The sequence below is a fragment of the Cyanobacterium sp. T60_A2020_053 genome (genome assembly GCA_015272165.1).
Classification (GTDB): Bacteria; Cyanobacteriota; Cyanobacteriia; order Cyanobacteriales; family Cyanobacteriaceae; genus Cyanobacterium.
The window spans coordinates 1-22,700 of sequence record JACYMF010000042.1 but is presented as its reverse complement, the minus strand read 5'-3'; the positions used below and the strand labels follow the sequence as shown (position 1 = coordinate 22,700).

The window sequence follows — 22,700 nt, the reverse complement described above, 5'->3', positions numbered from 1 at the left end:
TACCTATCCTCATCAAAAGACTTTTTCAGCACCACCTATGTAATCTTAAATAGTTCTTATTTCTTTTAAAGTTTTGTGAAGAATCGTTGCATTTTCTTTGCATTATGGTAGTTATTGATTGTCTGTTAGTGAACATTTTTAGTATTCTAATGATGTGGGGATCAATGTTAAACCTAGACATTTATAAGTTTTATTAGTTCAATTTGATTTATTTGGTGTGATCGCTAAATATCAAATTATCTGTAAATTCAGTTAGATTTATTTAAACCTGATTAAGAAAATTTTTATTTTCTAAGTATTTTGTTTAAAAATCTGCTTATTTTTGTAAAAACTTATTTTTATAGCAATCCTATCTGAGTTGTGAGATTATCAACACTTAAATTTTAATAAAAAGGGGTTTAAACCCCTTGTCTGGTAGATTGTGCCATAATCTTCTTTATTTTAAATTTCTCATAAATCATTCCTGATTGCTATAGTTAGCTTTGAAAACCTTTGTAAAAATAAATTTAATTTTAAATGTAAAGCTAACAAACTGTATTTATAAATGTCAAAAATAACTTGATTTATAATTAATAAAAGTCGTTAATAATTAAGAGGAAATAGCCATGTCAAGAAGAAAAAAAAAGTTTTCCTGCGGTCACTCAGGTTATGGTAGTGTATGCCATAGGTGTGACCAAACACAATCTTTTCAAGAAGAAAGAAGAAAGGAAAAAAATGCTTGGCAGGAGACATTTTACTATGATTCCATTGATTTAACTTCTTTGCCCAAAAATGTGGTATTAAAAGCTAGAGATATTATTAACAAATTACAAAATCAAACCAGTTATACTTGTTTTAGGGGCAAAAGATTAAGACATGACCGTTTCATTATCAGTATTCCTGTCACTAGGAATTATCGTCTTATTTGCCGAGATCATGGTAGTATGGTTGTACCTGAAGCTGTGGTTTCCCATGAGGATTACAATGTTTGTAAACCCGGAATTTAGAACAAAATTGACAAGTAATGACTTATTATATTAAGTTAGCTTGATCACTTACAAATCAATCAAAAACAATCTTAGTTCAATTTATTGAACGTAAACCTATTGGTTCCGTGTAATTCATTACACGGTGGGTAAATTGCGAAGATATAATCTATTTGTAACTAATTATCCAAACTTGATATTAAATGAAACTATTGTTGGGTTACGCTTTGGCTAACCCAACCTACAAATTTAGGTCAAATTCAAATAATATTAGGCAACTTCGGGGAATTGGGGAATAGAGGCAATTAATTTTTTAGTATATTGTCGCTGAGGATAGTTGATAATTTGTTCAGTGGTGGCAATTTCTTCGATTTTACCTTGATTCATGACCATAACTCGGTCTGCCATAAATTTAACTACACTTAAATCATGGGAAATAAAAATATAGGTTAAGCCTAATTCCCGTTGTAATTCTTTCAATAAGTTTAATACTTGGGCTTGAATAGACACATCTAAGGCAGACACAGATTCATCACAAATAATTAACTGAGGATTTAAAGCCAAAGCCCTTGCGATACATACTCTTTGGCGTTGCCCTCCCGATAATTCATGGGGATAACGTTGATACCAGTCGGGAGATAAACCAACTTTTTCTAACAAATAAGATACTCTTTCACGGCGTTTTTGTTGATTACCACCGGCGTTATGAATTATCATTGGCTCAAGGATAGCATTGCCAATGCTAAGACGGGGATTGAGAGAATTATAAGGGTTTTGGAAGACAATTTGCATTTGCCGGCGCACTCCCCGTAGTTTAGCTTGATGGGCTTTTAATTGAGTTAAATCTTCTCCTAAAAACTGGATTTTGCCAGAGTAAGGTTTAATTAGTTGTAAAATTGCTTTGGCGAGGGTAGATTTTCCGCAACCAGATTCCCCTACGACACCGAGGGTTTCTCCAGCAAAGATTTGAAAACTTATATCTTTTACTGCCCAGAAATAGTTTTGGTTTTTCTTTGAGAATAAGCCTTGTTTGCGAAAACCAACTTGGAGATTTTCTACAGTAAGCAAAGGTTGATTGAGTTTGATTTGTTTGGGTGGTAACTCCACGGGGGGGATGTCGCCATCATTTGCCATCAAACAGGCAACGGTGGGTAAATACTCTCTGGTTTCTTCTAAACGGGGGCGACAGGCTAATAAGCCTTTTGTATAAGGGTGTTGAGGGTTAGTCAGGAGAGATAGCGCCCTTCCCCTTTCCATGATTTTTCCTTGATACATAACTACTAACTCATCAGCGATATTGGCGACTACGGCTAAATCATGGGTAATAAAAATGACCGACATATGGCGTTTTTGGGATAATTCTCGCAAGAGTTGCAAAATCGTGGCTTGAATGGTGACATCGAGGGCGGTGGTTGGTTCATCGGCAATTAATAGGCTAGGATTACAAGAAATTGCCATGGCTATCATAACTCTTTGCAGTTGCCCTCCGCTCATTTGGTGGGGATAGCGTTGTAAAATTGCCCTTTTCTGTTGGTTAATATATTCTTGTTGCGTTTTTTCGTCCTTGTGGGGGTGGAGGGCGCTGAGGGCGCTATCATCAGGTAGAAGTTGTACTTCCTGTAATAAATTGATGGCTTGTCTTCGAACTTGAGATGGACTAATATTTTGATGTTGTCTGATGGCTTCAGTTAGTTGAAAACCTATACTGTACAAAGGATTGAGGGAAGTCATGGGTTCTTGAAATATCATAGCAATTTTGCCCCCTCGATATTGTCTTTTTTCTTCTTCCGTTAAGTTGATTAGGTTTATAGGTTGGTTTTCTGATTTTTCTTGAAACAGTATTTCTCCGGCAGTTATTTTGCCGTTAGTGGGAAGTAATCCCATGATGGCGAGGGCGCTGATGGATTTTCCAGAGCCAGATTCTCCTACAATACCAAGGGTTTCACCAGCTTCCACGCTAAAATTAATCTGTTTTACAGCTGTTTCGGCTTGGTTGTCTTCGTCAAAAAAGGTGATTTCTAAGTTTTTTACGTCTAGTATATTCATCAAATTTTTTTGCTTTCAACTCCTGTCTATGGGGAAATATCTCTATGAGGGTGATTATAGTCTATACCTAATTACGATTGCAGTAATAAAAATAACCAACAATTAACCTTGACAAATTTATAGGCAATTTGTTAACATAGATAATGTTAATCAAATGGGACTGTAGCTCAGCTGGTTAGAGTACCTGCCTGTCACGCAGGGTGTCGCGGGTTCGAGTCCCGTCAGTCCCGTATTTTGCTAGTGACGTTCTTTACAAAGTTGTACATTAACAAATTAACAGAGGTCGATAACAACTTGATTTACGGCACGATTTGATTCATTTTAGCTCAAGATTTTGTGTTTCGGGGAATTTTACCTTCAGTAATATTCTGTTGGAGACTTAAAGCTAACTGTACTGCTTTATCAGTAAATGTTCCCTCTTTAAGCTGTTTGCCCTCTTCTACGACAATACCTACCTTGGCGGAATTAGCCTTAATGTCATTAATCAATCGACCATAGCTCCACTGATGGACTTGTACACGGTAATCTTTGGCATATTTTTTTTGCCCTTCCTTATACTCAGGTATTCGCTCCTCTGCTCTTACTTGTATTTCTGCTTCAGTAATTGACCTCATCTGGCTAAATCGAGGAATGACAATTGTTGAAACTTTATATTCTTGAGCTATTTCGAGAATAGATTTAGCAATAAGGCAGTCAATATATTCCCCCAAATTAGATTCCCCTTTTTGTTTGAAATTAGCCTTTTTCTTTGCCTTATGATTTTGGTGGCTCAATTTCTGTTTTTCATTCCTTCTCCTCCTAAGTAGATGATAGTTATCACCTAATAATTGTTTGATGTTGCGATATAGGATAACTTTTTCTTGACTAACATCCACTAAAGCAATGGTAACAGGATCTTGTAAACCCATAGCTACTCCCAAATAGAGGTCTGGATTACCTTGATAAATAGGTTTGCTAGGGCGAGGATAAATATTATTGAGTAGATTTACGGTGCTCTGTTTACGTTTAAGAAAGGATTTTTGCGTGTCTGTTAAATCATCTTTTTTCTTCATTCCATTAATGATTTTAAGGGTTTCTTCTTGCTTTTTGTGGGCTATTATCTGTGTTCCTTCGGTAGTCCAACAATCGGTTTCTAGGGTACAGTGAAGATATAACCTATTTGTGTGCCACGGCTCATCTTTACTTTTACTCGTCTTATCTTCTTTCCATAGAATTAGAATAGATCTTAAAGTAAATAATCCACTAGAAAACTTATCTTTGTTACTTTTCTTTAACTCTTGATCTTCGTAGAAACGTCTAAAATAACTAAGTTGACGAGAATCACAATAGATTTTGAAAATATGACCCCCCAAACCACTAAATTGGACACATAGACGATTTTTCTCGTTTATGCTCCATCTTAAATCCTCATTAGTTTGATAAATAATGGGATAGGGAACAGAAGGAGGATTTTGTTTAAGGACAGAAAACCACTGATCGCACTGAGTTTGATTAAGTGGCATAGTAGTAGAAGCAAGAATGAGAGTGTCTAACCACTTTTGATCATCTAATTCTCTGCCACTAGGAACAGAAATTTCTACTTGTTTTTTTAATTTATTAACTTGAATCTCTGCTTTTCTTTTGAGTTTCTCGTATTTCTTTTCGGTTTCTACTTTATTCTCTGGGATACTAGCACCATTTTTAATTAGATAAACGATCGCACCCTGAATATTAGGGTCTTTTACTTGCTCATATTTCTGAAATAAATGATCAATAATACGCTTTTGAGTCAGGTTACTATCAATCTCATCAAGAATTTTTCTGGCTTGATTTTGTAACTTTTCCAATGAATCATCAAAATATTGGAGAATTTCGCTATCTGGCTTTAACATCTCTAACCAACGAGTATTGCCCTGAAGTCTCAATTTATTTTTACCTCGTATTTTGAACCAAGACTTATAAACATAGTCAATCATTTTATAAACAGAGGCATAGAAACGAGATGGTTGCCCTTGAAAACGAGGATCTTTTTTGAGTTTGGCAATTTGTTGTGCTAGAAAATTTTTTGGTAGCTTCCCCGTCTCTTTCCAAACGGAAAAATCAGGATGTTCTGCTATCTTCATGAGGATTTCGTTAATTAAAGGGGTGTTTTTTTGACTCATCAACATCCAGAGAAATTGGCGGGTATCAGTAGAAGCAACCAAACGACATTGAATAGTAATTTGACTCATAATTTAACATTGCTGTTTAATAAAACATATTTGTATAAAAACAAATCATTTTATAATTGTTGCTATGAAACAGGAAGTATTTTTTAGTAGCAAAGATATATCAAGGATTACGGGGTGTTCCCTCCGACAATTGCAGTATTGGAGGGATAAGGAGGTTGTCGTGCCTTTTATTAATGCTTCGGGTACAGGAAAGACGATTTATTATTCTTTTGTAGAGTTGGTGGAAGTATCGGTAATGGTATATCTCCTTTCTGTGGGTCTAAATCTGGAGATGGCACAAAAAATCCTCAATGATTTGAGACAAAAAGAACCTGATTTTACTAAGAAGGGTTTTCAAAAGCGTTTTATGGTGGTTGCTAGTGATGGTAATGTTAATTTATTGTCTTATGAACGAGAAAGTGCGATCGCACTTTTTGAGGAGGGCAGGGCGATCGTTCCTTTGTGGATTGATCAGATTCATCAAAATATTCAAGAATACTACCTTTATTAGAATAGAATGTATAGGATATGTTAGATAATATTTTAAAATTAAAACTTTGTGACAATTGTTCAAAAGAAAAAAACTGGACGTTATTACCTTGGAAAAGCGGAAACCGTCCTAAATAGTAAATCCTTCGGAAAATTAAAAGGAAAAATACAGTTGATTTTTACATCTCCTCCTTTTCCATTGAATAGTAAAAAAAGCTATGGCAATATGCTTGGTAATGAATATTTGCAATGGTTTAGTGATTTAGCTCCACTTTTTTCAGAAATGTTGACAGAAGATGGTTCTATAGTTATTGAATTAGGTAACAGTTGGGAATCACAACGCCCAGTTCAATCTTTGTTGCCATTACAATCTTTAATGAGTTTCGTTTCTTATCCTGATGCTAATTTGCGTCTTATTCAAGAATTTGTCTGTTATAACCCTTCTCGCTTACCGTCTCCAGCTAATTGGGTAACGGTTGAACGGATTAGAACCGTTGATAGTTATACTCGTCTATGGTGGATGGCTAAAACGGATAAACCGAAAGCAGATAATTCAAAGGTTTTGCGTCCTTATAGTGATCGTATGAAATATCTGTTGAAAACAGGGAACTATAATTCAGGAAAAAGACCTTCTGAACATAAAATTGGCGAAACAAGTTTTTTAAAAGATTGTGGTGGCTCAATTGCTCATAATCTAATGGAATTGGAAGCAATGGATTCTAATCGTAAAGTACGTTTACCAAATGCTTTTTCGTTTTCAAATAGTAACTCCAGAGATTTTTTTGCAAAAACCTGTAAAGAAAGAAACATTACTCCTCATCCAGCACGAATGCCAATGGGATTACCAGCTTTTTTTATCGAGTTTTTAACTGACCCCGGTGATTGGGTTTTAGATCCCTTTGCTGGAAGTAATACAACTGGATATGCAGCTGCTAGATTAGATCGCAAATGGCTAGCGATCGATGCAGAAAAAAAATATGTTGAGCAGTCAAAAATTCGTTTTGAAGATCCTGCTTTAAAAACAACACAAACATCTAAATAAAATTGTGGAGATTTGCAAAAATGGGAATTACTGATGACTTAATTAAGATTAATCTTTTTAAACGCAATAATTCAACCGATGACTGGGAAACAGGTATATTTGTTGGTCGTCCTTTCCGACTCAGTTACACAAAAGCTGAAATTTTAATAGCTGATGCTTGGAAACAAAAAGCCAAAGGAATACCCCAAGGATGTTTTTTATTAGCTTATTATGATAATGAACTTGATAAAAAAAATGACCGTGAAGCAGTATTACTAAGAGTTATTCAACCAACAAGATTACCAACAGATCAACAGGTTGTTAGTAGCATGGTTGAATACTACAAAGATGATATTCAAACGGGAGAAACTAAAAAAACTCAGCTAGATACTTTTACTCGTTATGAGTTTTCTTTTAGTGGGCTAGAATGTTCGATATTAGGTTCTTTTTACATTGATGACAATGGAAAAACTCGTTTTGGTGCTGATTTAGAAAATTTTTATAGTGCTCATAATTACTCAGTTATCAAACCTTCAGCAGAAATTTTAAAGGGTATTGTTAATTACAGAGAAAATGGAACACCAGGAGGTTCTGGAGATATAAAAATTGGAAAAGTTCGCTACAGTTCTAGTCGCCGTTTTCAGCAACAAGAAGAAGAAGTCACTGTATATGTTCAAGCTCCTGATTTTGCAGGAAAAAGAACGGCTCTTTTTGGTATGACGAGAACTGGAAAATCTAATACAGTTAAAAAAATTATTCAGTCTTGTGTTGAGATGAGTGAAAATGCACCTCTTGAACTAGATAAAAGTAGAGAAACTTCTGAAGAAGTTCTTAAACCGTTAACAGAAAATAATAATCCTAAGTATCCGATTGGACAAATTATTTTTGATATTAATGGAGAATATGCTAATCCTAATCTTCAAGATCAAGGTACGGCAATTTTTGATTTATATCAAGAACAAACAGTTAGATATTCAACAATTGAAAAAGAAGGCTTTAAACAGCTAAAAGTTAATTTTTATTCTGAAATAGAAGAAGGATTTGAACTTATTAGAGAATATATCGCTAACGAAAACCGTCGATTTACTAATAGTTTTATCGCTGTTAATTTAAACCAACCAGATAATTATAAAGATGAGCGATTTAGTTCTGAAGCTAAACGTTATGATCGTCATATAGCTGTTTATCTTTGTTGTCTTCATCGTGCTGGATTTCCATCTCCCAGCAATTTCAAAGTTAAGTTTACTTCCAATAAAGAAATTAGAGAAGCAGTTAATCAAGAACTTGACAGTCCAATAGAACCCCAAGGTAATAATAAACCTACTGGAACACTGGAACTTTCTTTAGAACAAGCATCAATTTGGTGGGAAACTTTTTGGAAAGTCTATACACCAGAATTAGGAAAGAAAAAGAAGACTCAACAAGAAGATATACAATCTAATCAAAATTTATCAGATGAAGATTTAAAAGAATGGGCAGATGATGATCTGAAAGCTTTATTGGCAATGTTAACTGGTCAAACTAAAACAGGAAAACAAATTTATTCTCATAATGGCTATAAAGTCTTAACCTCTATTCGGAATCAACATACTTCTACTATACAAACTCCTTATGACCAAGATATTTTATGGCATTTGAGGGCTGGTAAAATTGTTATAGTTGATTTATCGTTAGGAGAAGAGAAAATTCAAAAATTATTTACTGAAAAAATAACTCGTAAAATTTTTCAAGATTCAATTAGAAGGTTTGTAGATACCCGTCCTAATAATTTTATTCAATTTTACTTTGAAGAAGCACATAACCTTTTTCCTAAAAAAGATGATAAAGATTTATCCCAAATTTACAATAGATTAGCTAAGGAAGGCGCTAAATTAAATCTTGGTTTAATCTATGCTACTCAAGAAGTAAGTTCTATTAGTAGTAATATTCTAAAAGCAACTCAAAACTGGTTTATTTCTCATTTAAACAATGAGGATGAAATTAAGGAATTGAGGAAATATTATGATTTTAGCGATTTTACAGAAAGTTTAATTCGTTTTAGTCAAGATACAGATAAAGGTTTTGTTCGTATGAAAACTTACAGCAACTCTTTTGTTATTCCTGTTCAAATTGATCGCTTTCCTCCTGAAAACTAAATTTAGTATAAATAAGGTTTAAAACTATGGGATATACAAGTAAAAATAACCGTCGTCCTTTTGAAAGTGCCAGTAAAGCTTCGCATCATCATATTATCAATGACCCTGAAGTTCAAGCAGTAATGCAAAGAATAGAACAACGTCCTCAAGTTGATGAAGTTTCTATGGAACAATTAATTGAAGATTTTAAACCATCAGAAAATAATCCTGTCGAGTCTATTATTGCTGTGGATGGCGGTTATACGGAAGTAGTTTTAAATAAAGATTTTCCTTCTCAAAGTATCCATTTTTTACAGTTTGGAGCATTATTTTTCAAATTAGATGATCTAGCTGAAATAGACTCATCAGCTTTTATTGATCCTAAAGATATGGCTAAATTAAAAAATATTCAACGTTTAAAATTAGCTTTACCTACTCGTAATCTATGTTTTAAAGATACTAATACTTTAAAAGAAACTGTATTAAAGGCAATCTATGAGTTTTTTAAAAAAAGTAATTTAGATGAAGATAAAAGTTTAATAGATACTTTGGCTTGGTTTGTTTTTCGGAGATATAAACAAGGAAAAAGAACTGAAAAAGAGAAATCTTATAATTTAGCAACTAATCCATTAAGTTCAGACCGTAATCAAGTTCGTTTATTAGAAGAACAAATGAATCGAGATTATACTTTTAACTGTCCTGAAACTGGTGGAAAAATTTACTTAACTGATATATTTAGACTTCATGAAGTTATTGACGAAGAAACAGGTGCAGGAGGAATTTTAGGTTATTTAGTTAATGTAATTGAACATTTAATCATCATACATATTATTAGAATACTGTGTAATAAAAAGCCAGAAATGCTAAAAAAAGTTTTATTTATTAAAGATGGTTCAACTGGCTTTTTTGGGCAACCTGCTAGACTTCATGATCCAATGCAAGATTTAGTAAATTGGCTTTTAGATGAACATAATATTTTGTTAACGGGATTGGAAAAAAGTGGGGCTTTTGTTGATCATGCTCAAGATATACAAAACAAATTAGAACGTGGAAAAGTGTTAATTCCAAGCGATGATTATATTTACCGTTACATTTCACCAAGGACAAGTGACTCTGATCATCTTTATGCTAATACTAGCTATTATGGACATAAAGTAATTTTTAAAACGAGAAATGGACAAATGTATGTTGTTGCAGTTCCCGTCAGAGAACTTAAGAAAAATCCAACTATTAACGATTTACCTAATTTACAAATAATACTTAATAATGTAGAAAAATTACATTGTGATATGTATGATTCCGCTTTATTCCCTGTCGCTTTAGTTAATAAATTAGTAAGTCTTTCCGCTCACCCTAGTCAAAGTATTCTTGCAAAATTTGCCAGAAACTCTTCTGGCTAGTTATTTATTTACATCTCCCCAAAATGAGTAAAACACCTGTGACACCAACCATTTACCCATAGACTAGGAATCTTAAACCTAGCACCACAATGGGGGCATTCTGATAAAAGTTTTAATTGATGCCGATCGCACTTATAAATCTCCTTATACTGCCATTTCATGCGATGGTAAGGGTTCTCAACATAACAAGCCGAACAAAGACGAATAGGACTCATTTTCATGGGTGCAGAAGGACACATTTTTTGTAGGGTTGCTACGTCCACTTGTACGATTGCACTCAACTTCTCCAATTGCTCAAGGGAAGGAGAAGGATTAAAACGAAACTTTTCCCAACGGGCGATCGCACTATATAAACCAGTTATTTCACCCAAACCAGAGACAGTAAGTGTATTTTCCCTTCTAAACCTTCCCAAAAAATGACTGATACTTTCATCCTCATAAGGTGAGATCGTAAACCACCAAGGCTGAATTTCCATCATTTATACTCCTGTACAACTTCCTTTAAAGTGTCATAATCAATCTTGTTAAGTCCTTTCTTGAGAGAACGAATCGCCGCATCACGCAAAACCATATCCATAATACCGACATAACCCTGAGTTGCTTCCCCAATCAACTTCAACATTCTTTTACTCGTTAAATTGGACGCCACAGGTAACTTCAAAACCTGTTTCTCCCAAATATTGACAGTACGACTAAATTCTTCTCCCCCTAACTTACCAAACCGATAACAAGCACGAAAACGATTGTAAACCTGCTCATCCTTCTTGATTACCGCATCCAAACGATCCGTTCCCACAAGGACAATCGCAATATTGAGATGATCAAAAATATCCCTAATCTCCGCAAAAGTTTTTGGCTTACAACGATCTGCCTCATCAAAAATAATCATTTCTACACCACATCCTTGCAATACTGTCATCGTCCTTTTTCTGATTTCAGCCACAGTTCCCTTAGTCATTTGATACTTCAAATGTTCTATGATTCCTCGAAATAAATCCTTTGCCCCACACTCTTGGGGTACTTGTAAATAAATTACTGGAACTTGAGGAGGTTTCCCCTTCTCTTGAGTTGGCTTATGTCTTAAACGATAAGAATTACAAGCAATAGTTTTCCCCGTGCGAGATTCCCCCACTACTCGACAAGACTGCTTCGATTGACGCTTACTTTCCAACCAATCATGGAGAATCGCAACCTGCTCTAAACCAACTACTGTTTTACTTTCAAGTCTTTTAATCTCCTTTTGTAGATCTGCTTCAGGGACATCAATGTTACCTAATTGTTCTGCTACATTCTCCGCTTTCATTAGTAACTCCTAAAAATCAAAATCTTCTTGTAATTGTTGATAATCAATAACCTCCACCCAATCATCATCAGAAAAAGTAGAAGGCTCATCTTCTAGTTCCGTTTTTTTCAAGACAGGGGAAGGTATGGAGGGCTTGACTCGTTCTTGCTCTTCCTTCTGTCGTTGTTTTCTTGTTTTCCTAGTCGTAAAATTCGAGCGTTCCTCTACTTCCATCAAAACGCTACGATTACTCAAACTTTTTCCAGCGTCTCTTACTCTTTTAGCACTAGCCTTCGTATCTATCAAAGATAAAGACTCACTTTCCAAGTCCACAGCATAGGCACGAGTCAGAAAAACCTCTTTATTATTTTCACGACGATATACTAAAATACCCGTAACATCCTTAGGGTCATAACGAATTATAATCGTTTCTCCTTCATAACCTCCCAAATATTCCCCCTTGTAAATCAGATTTTCAAATTGGAGATGACCACCCTTTTGTACCCTTCTTCGTGACTGTTTCATTAAACAAATATCCAACTCCCGTTCAGAAAGAATATGTGGCACAGAAAGTAATCCAGCTTCCCAACGCATAAAACGAGTTTGTTCTCCCATACGAGCATCAAGACGTTGATTGTAGTTATCCACAATGTAGCGGACAATCAGTTTCTCCAAGTCTTTCAACGTTAAACAGGCTTCCTTTTCCGCATCCTCTGGACGCTCTTGGACATTACCACCTGTATATCCGGGTAAGGTAGAAAATACCTCCGTGTTCAAGGTTTTAAAAGGACGTTCTACCACACCACCCTCACTAGGGCGACTGCGTAAATGACAAGTAAAACCTAGCTGTAAACTAATTTGTTGGAGATGATTAGAACGAAAATCTTTACCGCCATCAGTGTAAAAATACTCAGGCTTACCATAAGTTCCCCAATCCTCGTGTAGTCCATAATCAGAACTATAACTTTTGGGCAAAATAGCGTGACGTAGAGCCAAAGCAAGCACTTGGGAACTTAGGAGCATCAAAACCAAGATTAATACCCATAATACAGCGAGAATAAGTATCTATTACTGTGGTTAACCAAGGTCTGCCCAATAATTGACCAAATTGATCTACGAGAAGAATATCAGCTCGGGTATGGTCACATTGCCAAACATGATTACTATACTCCACATCAATATCTGTCCCTGCTCTGGTGGATACAGCTAACCTTGTACCTCTCCACCCCGGACTTCTAACCCTCTTCTTATTGTCTTTTTCAGCAATAATTGGATTGAGAATACGATAAACCGTCATGTGGGAAGGTGGTTTAGTACCCCAATTTTCAGCTTGAAAAACTGCTCGTAGATAAACTTGTTTGGCGGTAACTCTTTTACTACCTTTATTACCCTCTCTGTAGGTCTTGATAATAAAGTCTTGTAATCGCTCATCAATTCTGTAAGATCCCTTGTCTGCTCGACGATTTTGGGGGATGCCATGCAAACCATCTTTTTCCCATTGTTTGACATATCTTTGGATAGTGCGAACTGACTTATTCAAAGATATGGATGCCTGTTTCAACTTTTCTCCGTAGGCTTTGCGATCGCAAGGTTCAAGTAAATCTTCAATGACATCAGCAATTTTTTGTTCTTCAGGTGAAAGTCGGGTAATTAATTCGGGTGCATCGGAAAATTGATCATCCATAGCAATAAGTTTCACATAACTGTTTTATAGCTACATAGTAGATTAATACTTATTATATGACACATAATTTGTTAATGCCCACTTTTACAACAAAAAAATCGCCTAATCAGAAGGCGACACATAATTTGTGATTTTCTTGGAAAACGACACTTAATTTGTTAATTTAATGTCAGAAGTAATTAAGCGTGATTTTAGGATAATATTAAGTATAATGTTTACTGTACAAGGGCTACAGAAGTCTTTATTTTAAATGACACTAATTTGTTACCATGTCATTTAATGTGTTACTGTACACATTAACTATGCAGTAATATACTATTTGTGGTCATCAACGAATCAATATCGTCTTAACAAGTTAGATAATTTGATAAGTATTGGGTAACACATCTCTGCATCTATTTTTTGTGGCATCAAATTTGAATCTAGTACAAAAAATATTCAATGATTTAAAAGAAAAACAGTATGATTTCAAAAAGATTAGACTTGTTGTGAAATAATGTCCTAAAATAGTCGAAAACTTCTTAACATAGGACTTACAGCTGTTCTTATATCAAGATCAATCAAATCTATATACAGTAAAGTTTTCAGATTTTTTTCCCTTTATTTTGCAATAACTCTAATTAACGGTCATAGAATCTTGTCAATGTCGCAAAGCAAGAATTCAAAGAAATCACATTAATTGTACTATTTGTGTGTGGACAAAATTAAAACAGGTTGCTTACGCCACAGGTGAGACTGTTTATCGAATTAAACATTCTTTGCCAGAGAATCACCTAAGAAAAGAGTTAAAATCTCCTTTTATTGTTATGTCTTTGGCATAAGTCCTGAATAAGTCTGTGCCTTAGTTTAACAAAAAAATAAGCTAATAAGAATCTATACTAAAGTATTAGTAAGAGAAGTCAGACAATTTTCCACTAAGAAATAAACCACCAACATCGCTGCCGCCGATAACGCTACCAAACTACCGGCTAACATTAATGAAAATTCTCTTTGATTAAAGGCTTGTTGCATTAAGTGTAATGACCATGCCACTAATGCTACATCAAAGACGAGAATAGGGATTAACATTTCTAAAAAATATGAATTTGACTCTATTCTAGTATATTTTGTCAAGAAGTATTAACTTTCGTTAAGTTTTTTAACTATAATTTAATAATTAAAAGAAAAGTTATTCTAATCAATACGATGAAAATTGATAAGTTGTTTTTAATAGAAAATTTAATTTTTGCTTATTACATCAAAAAAAATTCATGCAACTTGACAGTTGATCAACAATAGTCAATAAGCTAAAATCTTTTATATATAGTTATTTTAGACTCTTTTCTCTTCTGTTTTACCTACAGTTAGCTTCACCAAATATTTTTTATCACACCCCAAATAACTTTAGCTATAAATTTAGGCTAATAAAACTATCAAATGATCTAAAATATCTTTTCATCATGAGAAAGTTCACTACTTTGATAAGATAAAGGAAACAAGTAATTACAACGATGATGGGTAATTACCGATAACAAGCATTTTCAAGGTCTATGACAATTTTTTGGTTATTTAGTCTCTTTGTAGTAATTACTAATATTTTATTAATTTATTTTTTAAAAAAAGTAAGAGATAAAAATCTCATTTTAAAACATCAGTTAGACTTAAAATCTTATCAACTGCTATCACAGCGGGAAGAAAAGCAAAATTTAGAAGCCATAAAAATTTATCAAAGGGCTATTTTCAATAACTTAGAAAAACAGTCTGATGGGCAAGAAATAGAAGAAAAAATTATAGAGGTAATTTGTCAAACGCTAGGAATTTGTGAAGCTAAATTTTGGCAATTTAATCCTAGTCTTAATCAATTCTATTTTAAATATCATCAAGGAATACAAGATCACCAAATTAATGATATTCCTATAGAATACTCGCAAATAAAGATTAGCCCAGAGAATATTACACAACGGATTAAAAATATTAGTTTTGATAAAAATTCTCCATTTTTAACAGAAAATACTATTAATTTATTAGTTGAAAAAGAAAATAACGTTAATTATTCTACTCCTTGGGGAATTTTTAGCTTTTATATTAGTGAAGATGATTTTTTTGATAATTTAAAAATTGAATTTATAAAACATATAATTTCTATTTTTACCTACTCTTTAGAAAAAAATAAAAGTTTAGAATTATTAGAAAAAGCTATTGATTCCAGCCTTAATGGTATTGTTATTACCGATTCATCCCAAGCCCATAATCCTGTAATTTATGTTAATAAAGGTTTTGAAATAATTACTGGTTATACTAAAGAGGAAACATTAGGTAAGAATTGTAGTTTCCTTCAAAATAATGAGCATCAACAAAATGGCGTAAAAAAATTAAGAAAAGCAATTCAATCAGGGAATAAATGTCGTACAGTCGTTAAAAATTATCGCAAAAATGGCGAACTTTTTTGGAATGAGATATATATTAATCCAATTTATAATCAAAAAGGAGATTTAACTCATTTTATTGGGGTACAAAATGATATTACTAAAAAATATAATTTAGAACAGGCACTAAGCAAAAAAACAAAACAACTAGCTAACTTTAGTAAAAAACTAAAAGCTGTCAATGAATTAAAAGAAAACTTAGAAGAAGATTTAAAGAATAACTTAAATTATTACTTAAAAAACGCTTGTCATATTCTTAATATGCAAATAGGAATTATTGTTGAAGTTTCCACTTCTCAATTTGAAATAGTCAGCCAATACTGTACATTTAATAATGATTTATTTTTTGATCAACAATATTGTTTAATTAATATACTCAGCCAAGAAGTAACTAAAAGACAAGAAACAATTTATGACGAATCAACAAGTAGTTTTAGCTTACTATCTTCACAAAATATTTCACAAAATTTAAGTATTACCAGCTATTTGGCGACACCCATTTGGCTCAGTGAGGAAATTTATGGTACGATTCACCTTTTTAGTGTGGAAAAAACCGATCACTATTTAATTTATCAAAAACATTTAATTGAAGCTATTGCTTTAAATATTAGTAGAACTATTTTAGCTCAAGAAAAAGAACTAGAAAAAGAACATATCAATATTGCTTTAGTAGAAAATCAAGAAAGATTAAATGATATTCTATCATCCTTGGAAGATGTTATTTGGTCTATCCATCCTCAAACTTTACAGTTAATGTATATAAATAATGCTGCCAAAGTTTTATATGAATGTGAGTTATCATTTTTCTTTCAGAAACGCTGTTTTTGGCTTGATTTAGTACATTCTGAACAGCAAGAAAACGTTAAAGCACTTTATTCTAATATCTTAAGTATTTCTTTGTTTGATGAAATGCTAAATAATCATGATTTAGAATATAAAATAATTTTACCCAATGGTAAGGAAAAGTATGTAAGAGATCGAGCTTATGTCATTTACAATGAACAGAAAAAGGTGATTAGAATTGATGGTATTATTACTGACATCAGCAAACAAAAAGAAATTCAAAAGGCTTTGGTGCAAAGTGAAGAAGAATTGAGATTAATATTTGATTCAGCACCCATCGGCATGATGATTACGGATCAAAATGGAATTATTAAAAGGGTTAATAATTCTGTTTGCCAATTATTGAATTATAGTTTTACTGATTTAATTAATCAAAATCAAGAAAATTTTTATCACCCTGATGATATAGAAAAAAATAAATTATTGGTAAGAGAGATATTGAATAGTAGTCAAGGAAAGTATAGTCAAGAAAGAAGATATTTAGCTAGTAATGGTACAGTTATTTACACTATAGTTGACGTAAGTATTTTAAGAAATAATCAAGGTCAAACTGTTCAACTAATTCAACAAATTATTGATATTTCCCAAGTCAAGAATATGGAAGAACAAATCTTACTTGATAGATTATATGATAAATTAACTGGATTACCTAACCGATTTTTATTTTTAGAAAGGTTAGAGAAAACTTTAACGAAGTGTAATAAAAGCTCTAATAAGTTATGTGCCGTCTTATTGATTGATATAGATAATTTCCAAAAAATTAATGATAGTTTGGGTCACAATATTGGAGATGACTTATTAATTATAATTGCCGATAAAATTATCAGTTGTCTTGAAGAAAAAGACACATTGGCAAGGATTAGCGGTGATGAGTTTGCAGTGCTATTAGATGATTTAACTTCTTATGAGCAAGGAGAAATAATTGCTCAAAATATTATCACAGCTTGTAATACTAATCATTTATTAGATAATAATTATTTTGCTTCTTCCGTAACAATTGGTGTTACTTTTAGTTCTGTTAATTATGAAAATAAAGAAGAAATTTTAATAGCATCTTTAGGGTATCAAAAACCTGAAGAAATGCTGAGAGATGCTGATTTAACAATGAATCAAGCGAAAAAAGCAGGAAAAAATTGTTATCAAATATTTAAACCAATCATGTATAAACAATTATTGGATAAATTAAAATTAGAATCTCAATTAAGGAAAGCTCTAAGTGATGGTATTCTTGAATTATATTATCAACCAATTATTAATTTAAAAACAAATAATATTGCAGGATTTGAAGCTTTAGTTCGCTGGTTTCATCCAGATTTAGGCTTTATTTCTCCCGTGAAATTTATTCCTATTGCTGAAGAAAATGGTTTAATAATTCCTTTGGGAGATTGGATTTTAAATACGGCAGCACATCAGGCGCACCTCTGGCACCAAAAATATCCTGACCTTAATTTATTTATTGCCGTAAATGTATCAAGTAAACAATTATTAGACGAACATTTTTTAGATAAAGTGGACTCAATTTTAAACAAAAGTGAAGTGAATCCCCTTAATTTAAAATTAGAAATTACCGAAAGTATTTTGATGGATAATTTTAATGTAGCTAAAAATTTATTAGATAAAATTCAAGCCAGAGATTTAAAAATTTCTCTCGATGATTTTGGCACCGGTTATTCTTCTCTAAGTTATCTGCATCGTTTACCTTTTAATACTCTCAAAATTGATCGCGCTTTCATTACCCCTCTAAATAATACAAATGATCGTCATGCTATTGTGGAAGCCATTGTGGCTTTGGCACATAATCTTTCCCTTGATGTAGTAGCTGAAGGTATCGAAACCACAACCCAAGAAACAATTTTAAAACGGATTGGTTGTGATTTCGGTCAAGGGTATCTTTATTCTAAGCCGGTGGATGCGACGGGCGCTGGTAATCTCATCAATCTATTTCATATTTAGGGTGTACTGAATAAGTTTAACTAATATAGTTAATTATGATTGGAAAGGTAATTATAACAGAATGCTCTTGAATAAAACCCTTACTAGATAAGGATTATAAAAAAAATAAATGTTTTAAACTCAACTATCCTACTTGATTTTATATTATAAATTAATCTTATTTATTCTGGGATTAACAATTTCATTACTAATGTGTAGGTAAATAATGTCATTTATCCTTTACTATTCTTAATAGGCTTACTGATTCAGTAGGCAATAATTAGAGCAAATTATTATTAAAGGAAACAAAAACATGGCAACTTATAATGTAACCTTAGTTACCGAAGACGGCGAACAAACTATCGAAGTACCCGATGATGAGTATATCCTTGATGTAGCCGAAGAACAAGGTATTGATTTGCCTTACTCTTGTCGTGCTGGTGCTTGTTCTACTTGTGCTGGTAAAATCGTTTCTGGTACTGTAGATCAATCTGATCAGTCTTTCTTAGATGATGATCAAATTGAAGCTGGATACGTTTTAACCTGTGTGGCTTATCCTACTTCTGACTGTAAGATTGAAACTCATAAAGAAGAAGATTTGTACTAATAAGTTATCTCGTTGCGAAGCAGTTGATTTATCCTTTTTGGGGATTATTAACTGCTTTTTTAGTTTTTATATCATGCTGGGGTAATCTGTGACAAAACATTATTTAGGGTCTGCTGAATAAATCAAAACCCTTGTCAAATAAAGGTTTAAAGTCTATTCTACACAACAAAAAGTGTCATAAATTGATTTTTTCTCTAAAAACACTCTATTTTTTCCATTCCCATCGAAAATTATTGAGACAAATTAGCAATTTATGAAAAATAACTATTTGGCTAAAGTCTTTGATTTATAAGCATTTCACCTGAAACCTGAGACCCGAAGCCTGACACCTCCCCTCACCACTCCACTTTTTCAGCAGACCCTAATTATACAAACTCATAGTTTTTTCCACTCCGTCATGGAGAGAAAGCTCCAGCGCCCCTCGCACTACAACCATCAAGTCGTTAATAACAGGGGTTTCCTCACTAGAAAAACGACCTAAAACATGACCGATAGTAGCTTGTTTTTCTCCAGACTTACCAATACCAATGCGACAACGGGGAAATTTTTGCCCCCCCACATGACTAATAATCGACTTCATACCATTATGACCCCCTGCCGAGCCTGATAGCCGCAAACGAATCTTACCTAAGGGCAAATCCATGTCATCATACACCACTAACAAAGTTTCAGGAGTTAGTTTGTACCAATCTAAGACAGCGCGCACCGATTGCCCAGAGTTGTTCATATAAGTAAAGGGCTTAACAAGGCGAACTTTTTTGCGGTTAGGTGCGAATCCTTCAGTAAATAAGGCATTAAATTTATTATTTTTCTGCCAAGTAAAACCCCATTTATCAGCCAAATAGTCAACCACAGCAAAGCCAATATTATGTCTAGTGTGGTCATATTTTGGCTCAGGATTACCCAAACCTACGATTAAATCAGGAATAACGATAGATTTTTTGTTTTCTTCAACCATCTGTGATAATTGTATTACGCCAACTTTTAATTTACCTTATTTTTTTTGTTTAAGTATCGCTATTCCGGGCAATCAGTTCAGGTCGCGCTTTAAAACCCCGTCTTTTAAAAGTTAGGCAAATTTAATGGTGGTTCAAACTATTTTTAAATTTACTTTTACTTTTTTAACTCACCAAAGCCGATTTAATAACTCATGGCTTTATTAACTTTTTTAAGCAAAATTCTTGGTTGTAAAGGCTTTAGTAAATATTCATTAACTCCTAACTTAGAAAGACTATTCCACTCTTGTCCGCTAATTTCATCTCTAATGACTATCAAATGAAAATTGTTATTAAGAGTTTGAATATCCGAAGCCAAATTCAGAGAAGTGAATTGATTTTGCTCTAAAATAATCACTTTAGGATTAATTAAAGAAATTTTTTGCATCGCTTCTGTGGCATCAAATAACCAAATTACTTGATAATCAGCCGCCGTCAATAACTCACATAAAACCGTGCCAATTTCGTCATCTTCACAAATAATTACTACTGTTTTATTATCACTTCTTGCTTTAAGTTCATTTTCTATATTTTGTTGATAAAGTATAGAGTTAACATCAGAATTAGGCAAATAAACAGTGAAAACGGAACCTTTTTCTACCATGGATTCAACCTCAATAAAACCGCCATGTAATTCTACCAAATGTTTAGTTAAAGCTAACCCTAAACCAGTACCCGGATTGGTACGAGTGCGATAATTTTCTAATTGTTGAAACTCGTTAAATAAAAGAGGTATTTGTTCTGGATAAATACCAATACCTGTATCTTCAATATGAAAAATAGCCTGATTATTTTCTCGCCAAATTTTTATAATAACTTCTCCTCCAGCGCCCGTAAACTTAATACCATTATCCACGAGATTTAATAAAATTTGGTAAAGTCTTTCACCGTCTGCATAAAACAAATCTTCTTCATTACTGACTCGATAATCTAGTTTAACCATAACACCTTTGTTACGGGCTATTTCTAAACCATATAGTAATACCATTTGAGCGATATTTTCTAAAGAGATTGGTTTAATATTAAGTAAATATTTTCCTGATTCGATTTCAGCAAAATCAAGAATATTATTAATTAATTGCAGTAATTTTCTACCATTTTCTTGAATAATTTTTAAATATCTAGTTTCTTTTTCAGGAGATAAAATGCTACTATTATCATTTTTAGACCAATGTAACAAAGTTCCCGATAATCCAATTATACAAGTTAAAGGAGTTCTTAGTTCGTGACTAATACTACCTAAAAACTCTGCTTTTGATTGTTGAGCTACTTCCGCTAAAATTAAAGCATCTTGTAATTCTCTAGCCTTTTTTTCCACTTGTTTTTCTAAGGCTTTTTTTTGTGCTTCTAATTGTTGATAGTAGTTATACTGATAGACTGCTACTGCTAAATATTCGCTGATGTGCTTCAGAAATTTTATGTCATTTTCTTGCCATTTTCTTGGTTGATTACATTCATGGGCAATTAACAAACCCCATAACTCATGTTTCACGATAATTGGTATGACAATTTTTGCTTTAACTGCCATTTTCTTCATGGTTTCAGTTAAACATTTTTCTAAATTTTGCTCGTCAATATCATTGATAATTAAAATAAAATCATCTTGGTATTTTTGCAGGGTTTGTAATGTTTCAAAACAGCGATCTTCTTGATAGTTTAAAACTGAGGTGAAGGGCGCTGATACTTCTGTTTCATAAGTAACAATATTGATTAATTTATTATCAGTATTTGTTACATTAACTTGATAAATTAATAAACGGTCTATTTCTAATAAATTTTTGACATTTTCTAAAGTATTTTGAATGATTTGTTTTAACTCTAAATTATCTTGAATTTGCTGAGTTAAATTATGTAATATATTTTCTTGTTTCAGACGACTATGCAATATATCCTCAATGGGGGAATTATCATTTTGATCATTAATAGATTGCTCTTGAATATTTAAGGGATTGCTAAAAATTTTCAAAACTTCAAGAATAAAACCATGATTTAAAGAATTATCAACATCGATAATAGCGAGATGATGATCAATTTTCTTTTTAGTTCTTAAATTTAAGAAAGGCTTAATTATTTCATAAAAACTAACGATTTTGTCAAGTTCAAAACTAATGGTAATTTGATAATAGAAATTACTGATTTCTCGATCAATAAATAGTAAAGCCTGTAAATCTGGATGCAGGATTAAATTGAAGTTGTGAAAAATTAAGCCATTATTAGAAATGTCTTTTTTTCTGTTGAGATGCTGTTGAGTAAGAAAAATAAGGTCACTTCCCTGATTCTCGGCAGTTTGTTGCCAGAGATGATGTAATTTGCTCAACATTTGATGGGAAATAATCGTTTTGTTTAAAGAGGGATGATTGTTAGCCATGCCAAGATAAAATGATGATGAAGTGGCTAAATTTAATTAGATCATACTATCATCATCTATCCTATTCCTCGCTTTTCGTCAAACTGTAATGTTTTCTAAAGATTGAGAAAACAGGAGAATGAATAATATCAAGTAATTTACCCACCGTGTAATGAATTACACGGCTAATAATATCTCGTTCAATAAATTGAACTAAGATTATTTTTGATTGATTTATAGGTGTTCAAACGGACATAATTGCTCGAAAAATAGCATCAATCAAATACTACTCTATCACGATTGACACTCCCACCACTAAACCCTACGGGTTATAGTGGGGGATTCTTGGTTCACCGACTCGCCGTTAGACGACAGCCCATA

14 protein-coding genes, 1 tRNA gene and 1 pseudogene are annotated in these 22,700 nt (G+C 32.9%); 8 read left to right on the top strand and 8 right to left on the bottom strand.

What is annotated here, in order from left to right:
• The first annotated feature begins 605 nt into the window (after positions 1 to 605).
• Complete coding sequence (locus tag IGQ45_06415; GenBank protein MBF2056847.1) at positions 606 to 986, top strand: hypothetical protein; 381 nt, start codon at positions 606 to 608, stop codon at positions 984 to 986.
• Between the two features lie 249 nt (positions 987 to 1,235).
• On the opposite strand, the gene IGQ45_06410 is transcribed toward IGQ45_06415, so the two are convergent.
• On the bottom strand, positions 1,236 to 3,011 hold the full coding sequence (locus IGQ45_06410) for an ABC transporter ATP-binding protein (protein ID MBF2056846.1): 1,776 nt from the start codon (positions 3,009 to 3,011) through the stop codon (positions 1,236 to 1,238).
• 156 nt (positions 3,012 to 3,167) lie between these two features.
• Here IGQ45_06410 and IGQ45_06405 point away from each other — a divergent pair.
• Positions 3,168 to 3,241, top strand: a tRNA-Asp gene (locus tag IGQ45_06405).
• A gap of 96 nt (positions 3,242 to 3,337) precedes the next feature.
• On the opposite strand, the gene IGQ45_06400 is transcribed toward IGQ45_06405, so the two are convergent.
• Entirely contained in the window at positions 3,338 to 5,221 is a 1,884-nt protein-coding gene (locus IGQ45_06400) for a hypothetical protein (GenBank protein ID MBF2056845.1), read from the bottom strand.
• Between the two features lie 64 nt (positions 5,222 to 5,285).
• Here IGQ45_06400 and IGQ45_06395 point away from each other — a divergent pair, with 64 nt between their 5' ends.
• The 4 genes from IGQ45_06395 to IGQ45_06380 are packed head-to-tail and all read left to right on the top strand — an operon-like array spanning position 5,286 to position 10,224.
• Positions 5,286 to 5,711: a MerR family transcriptional regulator gene (locus tag IGQ45_06395; GenBank protein MBF2056844.1), complete on the top strand. Its 426-nt coding sequence runs from the start codon at positions 5,286 to 5,288 to the stop codon at positions 5,709 to 5,711.
• Between the two features lie 48 nt (positions 5,712 to 5,759).
• The gene (locus IGQ45_06390) at positions 5,760 to 6,731 is read left to right on the top strand and encodes a site-specific DNA-methyltransferase (GenBank protein MBF2056843.1); all 972 of its coding nucleotides are present in this window, start codon (positions 5,760 to 5,762) and stop codon (positions 6,729 to 6,731) included.
• A gap of 20 nt (positions 6,732 to 6,751) precedes the next feature.
• Complete coding sequence (locus IGQ45_06385; GenBank protein MBF2056842.1) at positions 6,752 to 8,845, top strand: DUF87 domain-containing protein; 2,094 nt, start codon at positions 6,752 to 6,754, stop codon at positions 8,843 to 8,845.
• Positions 8,846 to 8,871: 26 nt separating this feature from the next.
• A complete protein-coding gene (locus tag IGQ45_06380) occupies positions 8,872 to 10,224 on the top strand; it encodes a DNA double-strand break repair nuclease NurA (protein MBF2056841.1) in 1,353 nt (450 codons plus the stop codon).
• Positions 10,225 to 10,232: 8 nt separating this feature from the next.
• Here the strand turns inward: IGQ45_06380 and IGQ45_06375 are convergent, their stop codons facing one another.
• The 4 genes and pseudogenes from IGQ45_06375 to IGQ45_06360 all read right to left on the bottom strand — a co-directional run bounded on the left by IGQ45_06375 (position 10,233) and on the right by IGQ45_06360 (position 14,258).
• Complete coding sequence (locus tag IGQ45_06375) at positions 10,233 to 10,703, bottom strand: TniQ family protein (protein MBF2056840.1); 471 nt, start codon at positions 10,701 to 10,703, stop codon at positions 10,233 to 10,235.
• Positions 10,700 to 11,527 carry a TniB family NTP-binding protein gene (locus IGQ45_06370; protein ID MBF2056839.1) on the bottom strand — a complete coding sequence of 276 codons (828 nt, stop codon included), beginning with the start codon at positions 11,525 to 11,527 and terminating at the stop codon, positions 10,700 to 10,702. The genes IGQ45_06375 and IGQ45_06370 overlap by 4 nt, the downstream gene beginning before the upstream one ends.
• 9 nt (positions 11,528 to 11,536) lie before the next feature.
• Positions 11,537 to 13,190: pseudogene (locus IGQ45_06365) on the bottom strand (DDE-type integrase/transposase/recombinase).
• 873 nt (positions 13,191 to 14,063) lie between these two features.
• Positions 14,064 to 14,258, bottom strand: a complete 195-nt coding sequence (locus IGQ45_06360) for a hypothetical protein (protein MBF2056838.1) — start codon at positions 14,256 to 14,258, stop codon at positions 14,064 to 14,066.
• A 461-nt stretch (positions 14,259 to 14,719) separates the two neighbouring features.
• On the opposite strand from IGQ45_06360, the gene IGQ45_06355 reads away from it, so the two are divergent.
• Positions 14,720 to 18,391 (top strand): EAL domain-containing protein, encoded by a 3,672-nt coding sequence (locus tag IGQ45_06355; GenBank protein ID MBF2056837.1) that lies wholly within the window; start codon positions 14,720 to 14,722, stop codon positions 18,389 to 18,391.
• Positions 18,392 to 18,683: 292 nt separating this feature from the next.
• The gene (locus IGQ45_06350) at positions 18,684 to 18,977 is read left to right on the top strand and encodes a 2Fe-2S iron-sulfur cluster binding domain-containing protein (GenBank protein ID MBF2056836.1); all 294 of its coding nucleotides are present in this window, start codon (positions 18,684 to 18,686) and stop codon (positions 18,975 to 18,977) included.
• 361 nt (positions 18,978 to 19,338) lie between these two features.
• Here the strand turns inward: IGQ45_06350 and IGQ45_06345 are convergent, their stop codons facing one another.
• Both IGQ45_06345 and IGQ45_06340 read right to left on the bottom strand, forming a co-directional pair.
• On the bottom strand, positions 19,339 to 19,935 hold the full coding sequence (locus IGQ45_06345; protein ID MBF2056835.1) for an aminoacyl-tRNA hydrolase: 597 nt from the start codon (positions 19,933 to 19,935) through the stop codon (positions 19,339 to 19,341).
• A 182-nt stretch (positions 19,936 to 20,117) separates the two neighbouring features.
• A complete protein-coding gene (locus tag IGQ45_06340) occupies positions 20,118 to 22,340 on the bottom strand; it encodes a GAF domain-containing protein (protein ID MBF2056834.1) in 2,223 nt (740 codons plus the stop codon).
• Positions 22,341 to 22,700: the final 360 nt, after the last annotated feature.